The organism is Rhodanobacter sp. T12-5, assembly GCF_008329435.1.
Taxonomy (GTDB): Bacteria; Pseudomonadota; Gammaproteobacteria; order Xanthomonadales; family Rhodanobacteraceae; genus Rhodanobacter.
In genome coordinates this window covers 44,450-60,164 of sequence record NZ_NPKN01000002.1, presented here as the reverse complement: position 1 = coordinate 60,164, position 15,715 = coordinate 44,450, and the positions used below count along the sequence as shown (strand labels likewise).

At 66.1% G+C, this 15,715-nt stretch carries 17 protein-coding genes and 1 tRNA gene; 1 reads left to right on the top strand and 17 read right to left on the bottom strand.

Annotated features, from left to right (window positions below):
* Positions 1 to 10 precede the first annotated feature (10 nt).
* Positions 11 to 1,942, top strand: coding sequence for a formylglycine-generating enzyme family protein (locus CIW53_RS04355; protein ID WP_149363498.1), 1,932 nt, complete (start codon positions 11 to 13; stop codon positions 1,940 to 1,942).
* An 80-nt stretch (positions 1,943 to 2,022) separates the two neighbouring features.
* On the opposite strand, the gene CIW53_RS04350 is transcribed toward CIW53_RS04355, so the two are convergent.
* The 17 genes from CIW53_RS04350 to CIW53_RS04270 form a co-directional block, all read right to left on the bottom strand.
* Positions 2,023 to 2,108: transfer RNA gene (locus tag CIW53_RS04350), tRNA-Leu, on the bottom strand.
* Positions 2,109 to 2,133: 25 nt separating this feature from the next.
* Entirely contained in the window at positions 2,134 to 2,715 is a 582-nt protein-coding gene (locus CIW53_RS04345) for a cysteine dioxygenase family protein (protein WP_149363497.1), read from the bottom strand.
* 48 nt (positions 2,716 to 2,763) lie between these two features.
* Positions 2,764 to 3,888: a homoserine O-acetyltransferase gene (locus CIW53_RS04340; protein ID WP_149363496.1), complete on the bottom strand. Its 1,125-nt coding sequence runs from the start codon at positions 3,886 to 3,888 to the stop codon at positions 2,764 to 2,766.
* A gap of 2 nt (positions 3,889 to 3,890) precedes the next feature.
* The gene (locus CIW53_RS04335) at positions 3,891 to 4,943 is read right to left on the bottom strand and encodes a tetratricopeptide repeat protein (protein ID WP_149363495.1); all 1,053 of its coding nucleotides are present in this window, start codon (positions 4,941 to 4,943) and stop codon (positions 3,891 to 3,893) included.
* On the bottom strand, positions 4,940 to 5,482 hold the full coding sequence (locus tag CIW53_RS04330; RefSeq protein ID WP_172969583.1) for a cytochrome c-type biogenesis protein: 543 nt from the start codon (positions 5,480 to 5,482) through the stop codon (positions 4,940 to 4,942). The genes CIW53_RS04335 and CIW53_RS04330 overlap by 4 nt, the downstream gene beginning before the upstream one ends.
* Positions 5,482 to 6,024 carry a DsbE family thiol:disulfide interchange protein gene (locus CIW53_RS04325; protein WP_149363494.1) on the bottom strand — a complete coding sequence of 181 codons (543 nt, stop codon included), beginning with the start codon at positions 6,022 to 6,024 and terminating at the stop codon, positions 5,482 to 5,484. Before CIW53_RS04325 ends, CIW53_RS04330 begins: the two co-directional genes overlap by 1 nt.
* The gene (locus CIW53_RS04320; RefSeq protein WP_149363493.1) at positions 6,021 to 7,988 is read right to left on the bottom strand and encodes a heme lyase CcmF/NrfE family subunit; all 1,968 of its coding nucleotides are present in this window, start codon (positions 7,986 to 7,988) and stop codon (positions 6,021 to 6,023) included. The genes CIW53_RS04325 and CIW53_RS04320 overlap by 4 nt, the downstream gene beginning before the upstream one ends.
* The gene (gene ccmE / locus CIW53_RS04315) at positions 7,985 to 8,455 is read right to left on the bottom strand and encodes a cytochrome c maturation protein CcmE (protein WP_172969582.1); all 471 of its coding nucleotides are present in this window, start codon (positions 8,453 to 8,455) and stop codon (positions 7,985 to 7,987) included. The genes CIW53_RS04320 and ccmE overlap by 4 nt, the downstream gene beginning before the upstream one ends.
* Before the next feature lie 25 nt (positions 8,456 to 8,480).
* Positions 8,481 to 8,678, bottom strand: a complete 198-nt coding sequence (gene ccmD, locus CIW53_RS04310; protein WP_172969613.1) for a heme exporter protein CcmD — start codon at positions 8,676 to 8,678, stop codon at positions 8,481 to 8,483.
* A 5-nt stretch (positions 8,679 to 8,683) separates the two neighbouring features.
* On the bottom strand, positions 8,684 to 9,442 hold the full coding sequence (locus CIW53_RS04305) for a heme ABC transporter permease (protein WP_149363490.1): 759 nt from the start codon (positions 9,440 to 9,442) through the stop codon (positions 8,684 to 8,686).
* On the bottom strand, positions 9,442 to 10,128 hold the full coding sequence (gene ccmB / locus CIW53_RS04300; RefSeq protein ID WP_149363489.1) for a heme exporter protein CcmB: 687 nt from the start codon (positions 10,126 to 10,128) through the stop codon (positions 9,442 to 9,444). Before ccmB ends, CIW53_RS04305 begins: the two co-directional genes overlap by 1 nt.
* A complete protein-coding gene (gene ccmA, locus CIW53_RS04295) occupies positions 10,125 to 10,760 on the bottom strand; it encodes a cytochrome c biogenesis heme-transporting ATPase CcmA (RefSeq protein ID WP_149363488.1) in 636 nt (211 codons plus the stop codon). Before ccmA ends, ccmB begins: the two co-directional genes overlap by 4 nt.
* A 61-nt stretch (positions 10,761 to 10,821) precedes the next feature.
* Positions 10,822 to 11,229, bottom strand: a complete 408-nt coding sequence (locus tag CIW53_RS04290) for a DUF3293 domain-containing protein (RefSeq protein ID WP_149363487.1) — start codon at positions 11,227 to 11,229, stop codon at positions 10,822 to 10,824.
* Positions 11,222 to 12,622, bottom strand: coding sequence for an NAD(P)/FAD-dependent oxidoreductase (locus tag CIW53_RS04285; protein WP_149363486.1), 1,401 nt, complete (start codon positions 12,620 to 12,622; stop codon positions 11,222 to 11,224). Before CIW53_RS04285 ends, CIW53_RS04290 begins: the two co-directional genes overlap by 8 nt.
* A gap of 76 nt (positions 12,623 to 12,698) precedes the next feature.
* On the bottom strand, positions 12,699 to 13,460 hold the full coding sequence (gene phbB / locus CIW53_RS04280; RefSeq protein WP_149363485.1) for an acetoacetyl-CoA reductase: 762 nt from the start codon (positions 13,458 to 13,460) through the stop codon (positions 12,699 to 12,701).
* 113 nt (positions 13,461 to 13,573) lie between these two features.
* The gene (gene phaR / locus CIW53_RS04275; protein WP_149363484.1) at positions 13,574 to 14,071 is read right to left on the bottom strand and encodes a polyhydroxyalkanoate synthesis repressor PhaR; all 498 of its coding nucleotides are present in this window, start codon (positions 14,069 to 14,071) and stop codon (positions 13,574 to 13,576) included.
* Between the two features lie 71 nt (positions 14,072 to 14,142).
* Positions 14,143 to 15,708 carry a DHA2 family efflux MFS transporter permease subunit gene (locus CIW53_RS04270; protein ID WP_149363483.1) on the bottom strand — a complete coding sequence of 522 codons (1,566 nt, stop codon included), beginning with the start codon at positions 15,706 to 15,708 and terminating at the stop codon, positions 14,143 to 14,145.
* Positions 15,709 to 15,715: the final 7 nt, after the last annotated feature.

The window sequence follows — 15,715 nt, the reverse complement described above, 5'->3', positions numbered from 1 at the left end:
ACGCCCATCCATGCCGAGCAACGCAACCCTCCGCCGTCAACGCGCTCTTGGTGGCGCGCTGGGTGTGCTTGTGCTGGGGTTCGCGCTGATCTATCACTTCTTTCCACGGGTGTTCCATGTCGATCCGACGCTGGCGCCGCGCCGCTCGATGTCGATGGGCGCGATGGAGCCTGCGAACCGCCTGCAACCGGAGCGGGTGTCGGCGATCAACGAGATCAATGCCGGGCCGCCGCTGACGCTGGCGCCGACGGCGGTGATCGCCGCGCGCAACACCAAGAATGCGAGCCTGCCCGAACAGTTGAGTGCCGATCCGCCCGCGGTGCAGGCGCTGCTGGCACGCGCCGCCAAGGCACTGCATGCCGGGCAACTGGTGGGCGACAAGGACAGTGCGGCGACATTGTTCGCCCAGGCGCTGAAGGACAAGCCGGACAGCCGCCGAGCGGCACAGGGCATGTTCGATGTGCGCGCCCGGCTGGTCGCGCAGATCGACCAGGACATCGCCGTGGGGGACGCCGATGCGGCAGGCGAGCTGCTTGATGCATTGCGTACCTTGCCGAATGCGGATGCCGAAGTGAAGCAGTTGGAGACCAGCCTGAAGATCCTGGTCAAGGTGCGGCCGATGCTGGCCAGCGCGGCCGGCCTGCTGCAGCAGGGCAAGGTCGACCGGCCACGGGGCAGCAGCGCGCTGGACCTGTACCGCGAGGTGCAACAACTGGACCCGCAGAATGCGGTCGCCGAGCAGGGCATCTTCCAGGTCCAGCGCGCGGTGCTCGATCGCGCGCTGGCGGCGGTGGCGCAGAACGACTTTGCCGGCGCCGACCGCGAGCTGGCCGAAGCGCAGACCATCCGTCCCGGTTCGCAGCAGATGCGCGACGTGCGCAAGCGCGTCGACGACATGCGTCGGCAGAACGCAAACGGATTGCTGGCCCAGGCGCGCTCGGCGCTGGACGCCGGCAATCTCGCATTGGCGAAGAAACTGGCTGCGCAGGCGCGGGCGACCGATTCCGATCTGCCGGCGCTGGCCGACTTCGAGGAGGAGCTGACCAATGCGCGACTGTATGCCAGTTACAAACCCGGCCAGGTATTTACCGATCGCTACGTCGACCTGCCGGGCAAGACGCCCTCGATGGTGGTGATCCCCACCGGAAAATTCATGATGGGCGCGCCGGCCAGCGACCACATCGACTCCGAGCTTCCGCAGCACGAGGTGGCCATCGACAAGGGCTTTGCGATGGCACGCAGCGCGATCACGGTGGGCGAGTTCCGCGACTTCGTGCGCGCCAGCGGCTATGTGCCCGACTCGGTCAAGCTGGGCGGTTCCAGCATCTACGACGAGCGCAGCGGTGCGGTGCGCGACGATGCGCAAGCGACCTGGCAGGACGACTATGTCGGACACAAGGCGAAAGACAATCTGCCCGTGGTCAACGTCTCGTGGAACGACGCCAAGGCCTATGCCGACTGGCTCAGCCAGCGCACCGGCAAAACCTACCGGTTGCCGAGCGAGGCCGAATTCGAATACGCCTTGCGCGGCGGCACCACCAGCCGCTATTGGTGGGGTGACGGCGCGCCCACCCGGCAGGTGGAAAACCTCACCGGCTCAGGCGACCGCTCGCGCAGCGGTCGGCGCTGGAGCCATTCCTTCCAGGGTTACCGTGACGGCTACTGGGGGCCGGCACCGGTCATGAGCTTCGCCGCCAATCCATTCGGCCTCTACGACATCAACGGCAACGTCTCCGAATGGGTGCAGGACTGCTGGCACGACAATTACATCCGCGCGCCGAACGACGGCAGCGCCTGGCTCAACCCCGGCTGCCGTGCCCACGTCGTGCGCGGCGGTTCCTGGGGCAGTTCGCCGGACCAGGTGAACTCGGCGTACCGCCAAGGCACGAACGGCGACGTACGCAGCGCCCGGGTTGGTTTCCGGGTGATCAGGGAGTTGTAGCGGCAAACACGAAAAAGCCCGCTGTCATGCGGGCTTCGGGTGTTTCGTGGGTCTCGGCGGTGCCGCCTGAAACCCTCCATTGGTACCGGTGAGAGGACTCGAACCTCCACTGTGTCACCACAAGCGGATTTTGAGTCCGCCGCGTCTACCATTCCGCCACACCGGCATGTGAGCGGGACATTATGCCGGGTTCAATGCACGCGGTCGAGACCCAGCTGGCGCACGTCGCGTCCGTACCAGCGGTCTTCCGGCAGTGGCTGGAACACGGCGCAGCGAAGCATCGGGCCGGAGTAGATGTGCAGGCTGACGGTGACCGAGTTGTCGCTGGGATTGCGGATGCTGTGGTACTCGTGCGGCGGGATCAGGCTGCCGGCGGAGCCGGTGCCGGCCTGGATCGAGCCCACCGGCTGGAAGCAGTACCGCTGTGCGTCGTGTTCGATCAGTTCGTACTGCACGATCTCCAGCGCGCCGCTCCATACGCCCTCGACGCACCACATGCCGTCGTGATCGTGGATCGGTGTGCCCTGGCCCGGGCCCCAGGTCATCGCCACCACGCAATAGCCGTGCTCTTCGCTGCGGTACAGCTCGCGGCGGGCGTAGTGCTCGGCATTCGCTTCGAAGACGCAGTCGGGCAGGGTAACCGTCCTGTCGCGGATCATCTTGCACAGGCTGTTGCGCAGGCTGTCGGTGAGTTCGTGGGTGGTCGGCTTGGCCACGGCGGTGTCGATCGCGTCGATCAGGGTGCGGCTGCCGGGGAAATCCAGGGTAAGCATGGTGATCTCGGGTGATGCGTGATGGGACCCATCTTATCAGCGTGGCTGTTACCCGGCCGGTAGCTGGTTCAGGAAGCCGCCGATCGCGCGGCTGTAATTGTCGATATCGACCAGGAAGGCGTCGTGGCCTTGCGGCGAGTCCAGCGCCACGAATTCCACTCGCGCGCCGGCGGCTTCCAGGCCTTCGGCGATCTGTTCCTGTTGCTGCAGCGGGAACAGGATGTCGGTGCTGACCCCGATCACCATGGCCTGTTCGATGCGGATGCGCTTGAGGCCTTCGAGCACGCTGCCATGGCCGTATTCGGCGATGTCGAACCAGTCGCTGGCGCGCGACAGGTACAGGTAACTATTGGGGTCGAAGTTGCGCACGAAGCGCTGGGCATGGCCTTCGAGATAGGACTCGACCTGGAACTCGCGGCCGAACGGTTCGTCCTCGCGCTGCTCGGGGTCGAGCCGGATGCGGGCGAAGCGACCGTTCCATTCCATCGCGGAACGATAGGTGATCACGCCGAGCTTGCGCGCGATGCTCATGCCCAGGTCGGGGTAGCTGCCGCCGTGCTCGGCATGAATGTCGTACTGACCATCGTTGAACTGTGGATCGAGGCGGATCGCCTCGCGCTGCAGCGAGCGGATCGCGATGGCGAACGGTTGCGCCTGCGGTGCGGTGTCCACGCTGATGTGCGTGCGTACGCTGCCCGGGTGCAGCAGCATGTAGGCCAGCGCACTCATGCCGCCCATCGAGCAGCCGATCAGGCAGGCGAGTCGCGTGATGCCGAGGCTGCCGACAACGGCGTGCGCAGCGTTGGCGACGTCTTCCAGCGCCAGTTCGGGGAAGCTCAATCGATAGGCTTCGCCGGTGGCCGGGTCGATCGAGGCGGGGCAGGTCGAACCCTTGTCGCTGCCGAGCGAGTTCACGCAGATCACGAACCAGCGTGTGGTGTCGATCGCCTTGCCGGGCCCGGCCATCTCCTGCCACCAGCCCGGCGACGGGTCTTCTTCGCAGGAAGTCATGTGCGCGCTGGGCGAGAGTCCGGTGAGCACCAGCACGGCATTGTCCCGCGCTTCGTTCAATCTTCCCCAGGTCTCGTAGGCGACCTGCGCTCCGTGCAATTTGCCGCCGCGCTTCATCGGAAACGGCGAAGGCAGGGCGAAGTAGCGGCGTGCATCGCCCATCGTCAATGCACCTTGTCGATGCTGATCTTGATCGGCGTCTTGCTGTCCACTGCCACCACCCCGGCGTCGCCTTCCAGGTCGCCGGGCTGGGCGATCGGCTGGCCACTGTGGCTGATGCGCGCGCCGACGAAGACGCGCGCAACCGAGGACAGCTTCATGGCCGGCGTCATCGCCATCGCATCGCTCAGGGTGACGCTGGCCGGCAACTGGCTGGCATCGAGTCTGGCCACGGCCAGCGGCATTGGCGGGCCGTTGTCGGCACGAGCGTAGACGAACAAGGTATCGCCCGGGCGAAGCTTGTCTTTCAGCGCGGGAGCGAGCGCCACCTGCACCTGCAACGCGCCGCCTTTCGACGCTGGTGCCTCTGCGCTGCTGGTGGCGCCAGCCGGCGCGACACCAGCGCGTGCATCGGCCATGGCGATCTGCTCGGCGACTGCCTTGGCCACGTTCGAGCCCGGCTCCAGTTGTGGTTGCAGCAGGCGCCAGGTGGCGGCAGCTTCGCGGTATTCGCCGTGCTGGAAATTGCTGATGCCGAGCAGCCACAGGCCGCGCTGGCTGTCCGGGTGCAACAGCACCGCGCGCTTGAGCAGGTCGCGCGCACGGCCATCGATCTTGTGATCGCTGCGCGCCATCGAATCGTTCTCGGCCCAGCCGACCATCGCCTCGGCATTGTTCGGGTCGAGCTTCAGCGCGTGGTCGTACGCATCGCGCGCGTCGGTCGGCCGTTTCAGCATGGCGCTGGTCTGTGCCAGCAGCATCCATGCCGGCAGATCCTCCGGCTGCTGGGTCAGGTGCACGCGCAATTCGGTGATCGCCTGCTGCATGCTGATCGGCGCGCCCGCCTGGGCCGATACGCCCTTGAGTGCGGCAGGCGTGCCGACCAGCAGGTACAGCGCGCCCGCGCTCAACGGCAGCACGAAGGCGATGGCCAGGGTCAGCGCGAAAACACCCGCGCTGCGGCCGGATCGGCGGCCCTGCCGCACCAGCGGCAGCAACAAGGCGGCCAGCGCCACCGAGATCATCACGGCAGCGGCAATGTAGAAAGCAATGATCACCAGTCGTCCCCGTTGTTGCTCGAGCGGCTGTCGATGGTCGGGCTCGCCCTGCCACCGCGGTCGCGTTTTCGTATGGCCATCCAGACCACGCCGGCCCCGCCCATCAGGATCAGCAATGGACCGAACCAGAGCAGCCAGGTGCCCGGGTTCAATGGCGGGTCGTACAGCACATAGTTGGAATAGCGGTCGACCAGATATTGCTTGATCTGCTCGTCGCTCTTGCCCTGCTGCATCATCTGGAAAATCTGGTTGCGCAAATCGCGCGCGATCGGTGCGTTGGAATCGGCCAGCGTCTCGTTCTGGCACATCGGGCAGCGCAACTGGCGGGTGAGATGCTGGAAGCGAAGTTCCTGCGCGTGGCTGGCGAACGGCATCGGCTCGATCGCCTGCGCGTGGACGAGGCCGGTGAAGGCCAGCAACGCGACCAGCAACAGCCGCAGGAGCGCACCCTGTGGGAGCGGTTTCAGACGCGATGCTTTTTGTCGCGGCTCACCGAGAGCGTCGCGGCTGAAGCCGCTCCCACAGGAAGAAAGCCGCATCACGGCGTCTCCTTCAGCATCGCCGCGATCGCCGGCTTCAGTTCTTTCGCCAGCACTTCGGGCGTGATCGGGCCGATGTGCTTGTAGCGGATCACGCCCTTGGCATCGATCAGGAAACTTTCCGGTGCGCCATACACGCCGAAGTCGATCGCGGTGTGACCGGGCTCGTCGGCGACCAGCAGATCGTAGGGATTGCCGTGCTCGCCCAGCCAGCGTTTGGCATCGGCCGGTGCGTCCTTGTAGTTGTAGCCGACCAGCCGCACGCCAAGGCTCGGACCGGCGGCTTCAAGCACCGGATGCTCCACCCCGCACTCGATGCACCAGCTGGCAAACACGTTGAGCAGGTAAGGCTTGCCGAGCAGGTCGGCCTTGCTGACCATCTGCGTGGGTTCGTACAACTTCGGCAGGTTGAACGCCGGCGCCGGCTTGTTCAGCAGCGGCGACGGAATCGCGTTCTGGTCGTGCTGGGTGTTCCACCAGATGCCGAAGCCGAACAAGGCCACCAGCAGCATGAAGGCGATGAACGGCAGCAGACGGTTCATGCGCGGGCCTCCTGCACCAGCACGTCATCGGCGATGGCCGCGGCACGCTTGATGCGGAAGCGCTTGTCGGCGGCGCAGGTGAATCCGCCCAGCATCATCAGCACACCGCCACCCCAGATCCAGCGGATGAACGGCTTGTAGTAAAGCCGCAGCGACCATGCACCCTCGATGTTGCCGGCATCCATCGGCTCGCCCAGCGCCACGTACAGGTCGCGGAAGATGCCGGCATCCACCGCCGACTCGGTCTGCACCTGGCCACGCAGGTAGGTGCGCTTTTGCGGATGCATCACGGTGACCGGCTTGCGGTCGCGGGTGACCGTGACGGTGCCCTGGTCGGCGCGCCAGTTCGGTCCGGTGGTGCGGTGCGCGCCGTCGAAACGGAAGTCGTAACTGCCGATATGCTGAGTCTGCCCTGGAGCCATGCGCACGTCGCTGGTCACGCTGAGCGATTCGGACAACAGCACGCCGACCACGAACACGGCCAGGCCCATGTGCGCCAGCAGCATGCCGGCCATCTCGGCGGGATAACGCCGGCCGCGCGGAACTTCGCGCCAGCGCTTGTAGACGTAGAGCAGCACACCGATCGCGATCCACGTGGCAGCGGCCACGCCGACGATGGCCTTGGGCTGGCCGTCGACGAAGAACGCTGCGACGATCGCGCAAGCGGCAGCGGCGATGGATACGCGCAAGAGCAGGCTTTTCAGCACGGCGGGCTCGCCCTTGCCCCAGCGCAGGAACGGGCCGAATGGCATCAGCAACACGACCGGCAACATCAGCAACGGGAACAGGAAACCGAAATACGGTGGGCCGACCGAGATCCGACCGAGGTTCAGCGCATCGCCGATCAGTGGGAACAGCGTGCCGAGCAGCACCATTGCCGCGGCCACAGCGAACATCAAGTTGCCGATCAGCAGGACCGTTTCACGCGAGACCAGCTTGAACGCCTTGCCGCCGGCCACCTTCGGTGCGCGCAGCGCATACAGCAGCAGCGAGCCGCCGACCACGATGGTCAGAAAGGCCAGGATGAACACGCCGCGGCGCGGATCGGAGGCGAACGCGTGCACCGAGGTGAGCACGCCCGAGCGCACCAGGAAGGTGCCGAGCAGGGAGAGCGAGAACGCGAAGATCGACAACAAGATCGTCCACGCGCGCAGCGAACCTCGCTTCTCGGTGATCGCCTGCGCATGGATCAACCCCAGGCCGACCAGCCACGGCATGAAGCTGGCGTTTTCCACCGGATCCCAGAACCACCAGCCGCCCCAGCCCAGTTCCGCATAAGCCCACCAACTGCCGGCGACGATGCCGAGGGTGAGGAAGGCCCACGCCACATTCGTCCATGGCCGCGCCCAGCGGACCCACGCCTGTTCCAGTTCGCCGCCCAGCAGGCCGGCGATGGCGAAGGCGAACGCCACCGAGAAGCCGACGTAGCCCGTGTACAGCACCGGTGGATGGAAGGTCATGCCCGGATCCTGCAGCACCGGGTTCAGGTCCGCGCCGTCGCCAGGCATCGGCAACAGCCGTCCAAACGGATTGGAGGTGAAGATGATGAAGGCGAGGAAACCCACCGCGATCAACCCCATCACCGCCAACACGCGCGATGCGAATACCTCGGGCAGTTTCTGGCTGAACGCGGCCAGCGCCACCGTCCACACGTTGAGGATAAGAATCCACAGCAGCAGCGAACCTTCGTGCGCACCCCACACCGCGGCGATGCGGTAGTACCACGGCAGCTCCAGGTTCGAATTGTCGGCCACGTACTGCACCGAGAAATCGAAATGCAGGAACGCCCACACCAGGATCGCGAACGCCATCGCCACGAACACCGCCTGTCCGGCAGCGGCCGGCCGCGCCACCGCCATCAGCGCACGGTTGCCGCGCCATGCGCCGATCAACGGCAGGACACCTTGTGCCAATGCCAGCAGCAGGGCCAGGATCAGTGCGAGTTGGCCGAGTTCGGGGGTCATGGCATCTTGTCCTGAGCGGTGGGCGATTCTTCGATCTTCTTGTTCGCATGCGCCTTGGCCATCGCGTCCTTCAGTTCCTTCGGCATGTAGGTCTCGTCATGCTTGGCCAGCACTTCGGTGGCGATGAAGCGGGCGTTGTCCATGTGGCCGGTGGCGATCACCGACTGGTTGTCGCGGAACAGGTCGGGGAGGATGCCGGTGTACTCGACCGGCATCGCACCGCCGGCGTCGACCACGGTGAAGGTGACCTTGAGCGAGTCGCTGGAACGCTGGATCGAGCCGGCCTTGACCATGCCGCCGAGGCGAAACGTCTTGTAGCTGGCTGCTTCGCCCGACTGCACCTGGCTCGGGGTGAGCAGGTAATTCATGTTGTTCTGCAGCGCCAGCACCACCAGCACGGTCGCGACGATGGCGGCAGCGAGGATCGACAGCACGATGGTGAGCCGGCGCTTGCGGGTGGGATTCATGGGCATGATGGTCGAGCCGCCCCGGTCAGGGGGATGGTGAAGTGGAGGTGGATTTGCGTTCCTGGCGGACGCTCTGACGTGCCAGGCGGGCGCGAAGTTCCATGAGCACGCGGCGGCGACGCAGCCGCGGCGCGACGGTGTCGGCGATCAGCACGATGAAGAACACCGCGTAGGCCGGCCACACATAGGCGGCGTAACCGCCCATCGCAAGGAAGGTCTGCAAGGCGTTCATCGGTCGACCTCGTCCTCGGCGATCCTTCGCACCCAGTCCTTGCCGCCTTCCAGCGCCAGCAGGTCGGTGCGTACGCGGCGGAACAGGCTTGCGGCGTAGTAGAACTTGGTCGCCAGGGTCATCGTCAGCAACGGCCACAGCATGTCCCACGACATCTTCGACTGGCCGAACACGTTGACCGTGCTGCCCTGGTGCAAGGTGTTCCACCAGTTCACCGAGAAATGCACGATCGGCACGTTGATGATGCCGATGATGGCGAGGAAGGCGGCGGCGCGCGCCCCCTGGCGGCGATCCTCGAACGCGTGGTACAGCCCGATCACGCCCAGGAACAGGAACAGAAGCACCAGCTCGGAAGTGAGGCGCGCGTCCCACGTCCACCAGGTGCCCCACATCGGCTTGCCCCACAGCGAGCCGGTGACCAGGGTGATGAAGGTGAACGCCGCGCCGATCGGCGCCGATTCCATCGCCACCACCTCGGCCAGCTTGATCCGCCACACCAGCGCGATGAACCCGGCCACGCCCATCACCGCGTAGATGAACATGCTCATCCAGGCGCTGGGCACGTGGATGAAGATGATCCGGTAGGCGTCGCCCTGCTGGTAGTCGGCCGGTGCCAGCACCAGCCCGCCATACAGCGCGACAGCGCCCAGCAGCAGCGCCAGTGTCATCGCCCACGGCTGCAGTGCGCCGGCGAAGCGGTAGAACGTCGGCGGCGAGCCGAGTTTGTGCAACCAGAGTGGGATCCAGTTCGACATCATGCGTCCAGGGCAATGCGAAGGGCGGCGGCGCAGGCCAGCGGTGCCAGCACCACGGCGAGCACCAGTGCGGCACCGAGCCAGCTGACTGGCGCGAGCCACGGCAGCCCTTGTTGGGCGGCCGCCACGGCACCGGCGGCGAAGATCACCGCCGGCACGCACAAAGGCAGCAACATCAAGGCGAGCAGCATACCAGAGCGACGGGTGCCGGCCGTCAATGCCACCAGCACCGCGCCGAGCAGGCTGAGCAGCGGCGTGGCCAGCAACAGCGCCAGCAGCAACACCGGAATCACCGCGCCGGGCAAGTGCAGCATCGCGGCCATCAACGGCGCGATCACGATCAGCGGCAGCGCTGTCGTGATCCAGTGCGCAAGAATTTTCATGCCCAGCATCAGCGCCAGCGGCTGCGGCGCCAGCACCAGTTGTTCGAGCGAGCCATCCTCGATGTCGCTGGCGAACATCGCATCCAGCGCCAGCAGCATGGCCAGCAGCACGGTAACCAGTACGACGCCGCCGGCAATCCGCTGCAGCAGCGTGTCTTCCGGACCCAGCGCGAACGGGAACAGCATGGTCACGATCAGCGCGTACAGCACCGGCATCGCAATGTCGCCACGCCGGCGCCAGGCCAGCGTGAGGTCGCGCCGCAGCATGGCGGAGCAGGCGGTGGCGAGGCTGGGATGGCTCATGCATGCATCCGGATATGCCTGGGCTCGCCACCGTGGAAGCTCACCGTGCCATGACTGGTGACCAGGGCCGCGCCGCCGGCGGCGGTGTGCGTTTCGAGCAGGTCGTTCACCAGTGCGATGCCGATGCGATCGAGGTTCGCGTAGGGCTCGTCGAGCAACCACAGGCTGGCCGGCAGCAACAGCAGCCGGGCCAGCGCGGCGCGCTTCTTCTGGCCAGCGGACAGGCGTCGCACGGGCTCGTCCTCGTATCCACGCAGGCCAATGGCATTGAGCGCCGACGCCACGCTGGCACCGTCACGGCAGCCATGCAGGCCAGCGGCAATGCGCAGGTTCTCGCGCGGGCTGAGATCGGCCTTGAGTCCGAGCTGATGGCCGAGGAACAGGATCTCGCCGGCGCAGTCGTCGCGTTGCAGCGGTTCGCCGCGCCAGTACAGTTCACCTGCACTGAGGTGCAGCAGGCCGGCGAGCATGCGCAGCAGGGTGGTCTTGCCGCTGCCGTTGTCGCCCTCGATCAGGGCGAGTTCGCCTGCGCACAGCTCGAAATCCAGCGGTGCGAACACCGGTTCGTCCTGGCGATGGAAGCTCAAGGCCCGCGCTTCGAGCAGGGGCACGGCGGGATTGGCGGCGGTCATTGCCTCGATTGTCCGCAATGCCGAGGGGGCTTGTCCATGCGGCGTGCTGCCGCTGAGCCGGTCAGTCCAGCCAGCGCAGGCACGCGCAACTGCAGGCTTGACCGTGCACGTAGGCCCGCTGCTGGTAATGCCTGGCCAACGCGTCCAGCGCGCGGGTGTCGGGGCCGATCACGAACAGGCTCGGTTCGCGCCAGTCTGCTGCAACTCCGAGCGCCGGACGGATCACGACGGTACTCGGCAACGCACGCAGCGATTCGATCAACCGGCGCTGTGCCGCGCGATTGTGGTGCCGGTCGCCGAGGCGTGCCCCGGGGTTCCATGCAGTGATGAAGCCCCAGCACCGCTTGTCCGTAGCCGCATGCAATGGGGCAGGCAGCGCTTCGCCAATCCGGATCACGGCCCAGCCGCCGCGCGCCAGGCGCACCCGGTATTCGGTGGCCTCGAAGGCGGCGCGCAGATCGCTATCCACGCAAGGGCGGCAGTGGTGGCAGGCTGCTCTGGAACAGGCTGGCCGCCGCATCGAGGTCGACATCCTCGACCCGTGTCACGTCGCGCAGCAGCTGTTCCAGCAAGGCGTCCTGTGCGCGTCCGCGTTCCAGCGCATAGGCATACGGCACGTGGGTGAAGGTGACCATCCGATAGCGCGCCATGTAGTGCTGCGGCACGCGCAAGGCGAGCAACGCGCCCAGTTCGCGCTTGGCCAGATAATGCGGGTCGGCCACGGAGTCTCGCATTTCGACGTAGTTTTCCAGCGCCATCGCGGCGATCGCGTTGGCGTTCGGCTGGCGCACGCGCTGGAATTCGGCAAACACCTCGGCACCGTCGTTCGGCGCCACGGCCAGCAGGTTGGCCAGCACCACGGTGTCCTCGAAGCCGCAATTCATGCCCTGGCCGTGGAACGGCACGATCGCGTGGGCGGCATCGCCGACCAACAGTGCGCGGCCGTCCAGGTGCCAGCGATCCAGGTACAGCGTGGACAGGGTGCCGACCGGATGGCTGTCGAAATCTTCGTTGAAGCGCGGGATCAACGACAGCAGGCCCGGGAACTGGGTGCTGAAGAAGGCCGCGGCGGTGTCGGCGTCGGGCAGGGTGGCGAAACTCGGCGCAGGGCCTTGCGCCGGCAGGAACAAGGTAACGGTGAAGCTGCCTTCGGTATTCGGCAGCGCGATGCACATGTAGCCGCCGCGAGGCCAGATGTGCAGCGCATGCGGCTCCAGCGCGAACTGGTCGCGACCGCCACTGAGTTGCAGCACGGCTCCCGGCAGTTCGCCGGACGGTGGAATTTCCAGTTCCTTGTAGCCGTGGCCGAGCGACTCGACGCGTTCGCCCAGCGGCGTGTGTGCATTCATCATCGCGCGCGCCGCCGAGCCGGCGCCGTCGGCACCGATCAGCATGCCGATCGGATGTTCGCGTTCGGTGCCTGCTGCATCCGCGAGCCGGATGCGCTGCGCATCGAAGTCGGCGCCCACCAGTGACTGCCCGAAATGGAACTTCACGCCTGCGGCCTCGGCGGCATCCAGCAGCAGCATGTTCAACGCGCCGCGCGAGACCGACCAGATCACCTCGCTGTCGTCGACGCCGTAGCGCTGAAGGCCGCTGCTGCCGTCGCGGGCATGCACCATGCGACCGCGCATCATCACCGCGCGTTGCAGCACATCGTCGGCCAGGCCGGCACTGCGCAGCGCCTGCAGCCCGCGTTCGGCCAGTGCCAGGTTGATCGAACGACCGCCAAGGAAGCCGGCCTGCCGCGGATCGGGCCGTTTCTCGAACACCTCAACCGCAAAGCCGCGTCGAGCCAGTTGCTGCGCCAGCAGCGCGCCGACCAGGCCGCCGCCGATGAGGGTAATGGTTTGCTGCGCCATGCTGCGATCCGTGAGGTGAACCCGCTCACTGTTCCGCAAGCGGCGCGCGACTGCAATGCCGCGCTGCCGGAATTGCTCAGAAACTCATGAAATAGCCGCCGTTGACCGGCAGGTTGGCACCGGTGATGTAGCCGGCATCGTCGGCGGCGAGGAAGCCCACCGCGCGGGCGATATCGGCGGGTGAGCCGAGCCGGCCGACCGGAATGTCGGCGATGATCTGCGCGCGAATCTCCGCCGACACCGCAGCGACCATCGGGGTGTCGCAATAGCCGGGCGAGACGGTGTTGACGGTGACGCCCTTGCGTGCGGTCTCGCGTGCCAGCGCCATGCTGAAGCCGTGCACGCCGGCCTTGGCGGCGGAATAGTTGGTCTGGCCGAACTGACCGGTCTGGCCGTTCACCGAACTGATGTTGACGATGCGGCCGAAGCCGCGCGCTGTCATGCCTTCGACCACGTTGCGGCACATGTTGAAGACACCGTCCAGATTCACCCGCATCAGCTCGTGCCATTGCTGCGGCGTCATCTTGCGCAGGCTGGCGTCGCGGGTGATGCCGGCGGCGTTGACCAGGATGTCGATGCTGCCATGCTGCTGTTCGATGCGTTCGGTGAGTTGCCGGCAGCTGTCGAAGTCGCTGACGTCGGCCGGCTCGAATGCGATGGCATCACCGAAGCTGGCGACCTCGTCGCGGAACGCGGCCACGCGTTCGTTGCGCACGGACAGATCCACCGCGATCACGGTTCGACCGGCTTGCGCCAGCTGGCGGCAGATCTCCGTGCCGAGGCCACCGATGCCGCCGGTGACCAGGGCGATCCGCTTGGGCGGAGCAGGTTGGCTCATGGGGTGTCTCCAAGGCTCGATCATGCCGCAAGGCAGCACGTGTCGTGCTGCAGCGATCGGTTCGTGGGGAATGGACGAACGGCGCGTCGAAGCATGCCGTCGCCGGGTTGGGATCAGCCGGACTTCTTGCCGCCGCGAGTGCCGGCACCTGGCGTCGGAATTGCCTGCGCCGCGGTATCCATCAGGCCGCGCTGCATGGCCTGGAACGCGGCCAGATTGCGCTCGGTCAGGTCAGTCAGCGTGTTCCACGGGGTCTGTCCCATCAGGCTGTTGAGCTGGCTGCGGAACTGGGTCTGCTGGTCGAGGAACACCTGCAGGCTCTGCTCCAGGTAAGGCCCCATGAAGCCCTGCAGCGAATTGCCGTAGAAGCGGATGATCTGGCTGAGCAGCTGCGGCGACAGCATCGGCTGCCCCTTGTCTTCGTGCTCGGAGATGATCTGCAGCAGTACCGAACGGGTCAGGTCTTCGCCGCTCTTGGCGTCGCGGACCTCGAAGTCCTCGTTGTCCAGCACGAGCTGGCGGACTTCTTCCAGCGTGATGTAGCTGGAGATCTCCGTGTCGTACAGACGCCGGTTCGGATACTTCTTGATGGTGCGTTTGGTTTGTGCCATGCGACGAACGCTAGCAGAAGATATTGCGGCGCACCAGTCGTGAGCCGGTGTTTCATGCTGCGCAGCATTCCTCAATGACCGACCGCGCCACCGGCACTGCCGAACGGCGGCCGGGCGAACCACAGGATCGGAATCAGCGCCACGAACAGGATCGCGCAGGCCCAGAACACGTCGTTCACCGCAAGGGTCAGCGCTTCGCGCGTCAGCAACTGGTCGATCAGCCCGAGGCTTTGCGTATGCGACAGCCCCGCATGCGACAGTTGGCCGATGAACCGGGTTGCGGCCGGATGACCGGGGCTGACGTACTCGGTCAGGGTCGCGTGATGGGTCTCGCCGCGGTGCTGCCACATCGTCACCATGATCGCGGTGGACACGCTCGAGCCGATCGTGCGGCAGAAGTTGGACAGGCCCGAGGCGCTGGCGATCTGGTCCACCGGCAGTCCGGACAGGTAGACCTGGTTCAACGGAATGAAGAAGCACGGGATCGCCAGGCCCATCACGAAGCGCGGCACCACTAGGGTGGAGAACGAGGCGGAGCTGTCGAAGGTGGAGAACCAGTACGCGGTGCCGGCGAAGACCAGGAACGCGAACGTCACCACCGCGCGCAGGTCCAGCTTGTGCATGTTCTTGCCCAGGATCGGCGCGATCAGGAACGCCAGCACGCCGACCGGCGCGGTGGCCAGGCCAGCCCAGGTGGCGGTGTAGCCCAGGGTGATCTGCAGCCACAGCGGAAACACCACGTTGATGCCGAAGAACGCGAACATGCCCAGCGACAGGCTGATCACGCCGACGGTGAAGTTGCGTTGCTTGAACAGCGACAGGTCGACCACCGGATGTTTCGCGTGCAGTTCCCACACGATCAGGAAGGTGAGGCAGACCAGCGCGACGAGGCCCAGGGTGAGGATCATCGGCGAGGAGAACCAGTCGTGGTCGTTGCCGTTGTCCAGCATGAACTGCAGCGCACCCACGCCGACCACCAGCAGCACCAGCCCGATCATGTCGATCGGCGCCTTGAAGGTCTTCGTCTCGCGCTTGCGCAGCAGGCCCCAGGTGACCACCGCCGCTGCCAGCCCGACCGGCAGGTTGATGTAGAAGATCCATGGCCACGAGAAATTGTCGGTCAGCCAGCCGCCCAGGATCGGGCCGAAGATCGGTGCCACCACCACGGTCATCGCCCACAGCGCCAGCGCGATGCCCTGTTTCTCTTTCGGGTAGTTCGACAGCAGCAGGGTCAGCGACAGCGCCACCATCGGACCGGAACCGGCGCCCTGCAGCAGGCGGCCGATCACCAGCATCGGCATGCTGGTGGCCAGGCCGCACAGCATCGAGAAGACCACGAACATCAGCACCGAGCCGACGAAGGTCTTCACCTCGCCGAAGCGGCGCGCCAGCCAGCCGGTGAGCGGCTGCATGATCGCGCTGGCCAACGCGTAGGAGCTGATCGTCCAGGTGCCTTCGCTGGGGCTCACGCCGAGGCTGCCGGCGATGTGCGGCACCGCGACGTTGACGATCGTCATGTCCAGCACCTCCATGAAGGTACTGAACGCGACGGCGATGGTGAGCAGCGCCAGCGGGCCGCCGTGCAGCGGCTTCAGCGGGGCGGCTTCGGCGATGGCGTCGTTCGGCGTGGCAGCCATGATCAGG

What these genes read in the sequence shown, in the direction of transcription:
- CIW53_RS04355 (WP_149363498.1), top strand. Translation starts at nt 11, where the DNA reads ATGCCGAGCAACGCAACCCTCCGCCGTCAACGCGCTCTTGGTGGCGCG.
- CIW53_RS04345 (WP_149363497.1), bottom strand. Translation starts at nt 2,715, where the DNA reads ATGCTTACCCTGGATTTCCCCGGCAGCCGCACCCTGATCGACGCGATC.
- CIW53_RS04340 (WP_149363496.1), bottom strand. Translation starts at nt 3,888, where the DNA reads ATGGGCGATGCACGCCGCTACTTCGCCCTGCCTTCGCCGTTTCCGATG.
- CIW53_RS04330 (WP_172969583.1), bottom strand. Translation starts at nt 5,482, where the DNA reads ATGCGGCTTTCTTCCTGTGGGAGCGGCTTCAGCCGCGACGCTCTCGGT.
- CIW53_RS04325 (WP_149363494.1), bottom strand. Translation starts at nt 6,024, where the DNA reads ATGAACCGTCTGCTGCCGTTCATCGCCTTCATGCTGCTGGTGGCCTTG.
- CIW53_RS04320 (WP_149363493.1), bottom strand. Translation starts at nt 7,988, where the DNA reads ATGACCCCCGAACTCGGCCAACTCGCACTGATCCTGGCCCTGCTGCTG.
- ccmE (WP_172969582.1), bottom strand. Translation starts at nt 8,455, where the DNA reads ATGAATCCCACCCGCAAGCGCCGGCTCACCATCGTGCTGTCGATCCTC.
- CIW53_RS04305 (WP_149363490.1), bottom strand. Translation starts at nt 9,442, where the DNA reads ATGTCGAACTGGATCCCACTCTGGTTGCACAAACTCGGCTCGCCGCCG.
- ccmB (WP_149363489.1), bottom strand. Translation starts at nt 10,128, where the DNA reads ATGAGCCATCCCAGCCTCGCCACCGCCTGCTCCGCCATGCTGCGGCGC.
- ccmA (WP_149363488.1), bottom strand. Translation starts at nt 10,760, where the DNA reads ATGACCGCCGCCAATCCCGCCGTGCCCCTGCTCGAAGCGCGGGCCTTG.
- CIW53_RS04285 (WP_149363486.1), bottom strand. Translation starts at nt 12,622, where the DNA reads ATGGCGCAGCAAACCATTACCCTCATCGGCGGCGGCCTGGTCGGCGCG.
- phbB (WP_149363485.1), bottom strand. Translation starts at nt 13,460, where the DNA reads ATGAGCCAACCTGCTCCGCCCAAGCGGATCGCCCTGGTCACCGGCGGC.
- phaR (WP_149363484.1), bottom strand. Translation starts at nt 14,071, where the DNA reads ATGGCACAAACCAAACGCACCATCAAGAAGTATCCGAACCGGCGTCTG.
- CIW53_RS04270 (WP_149363483.1), bottom strand. Translation starts at nt 15,708, where the DNA reads ATGGCTGCCACGCCGAACGACGCCATCGCCGAAGCCGCCCCGCTGAAG.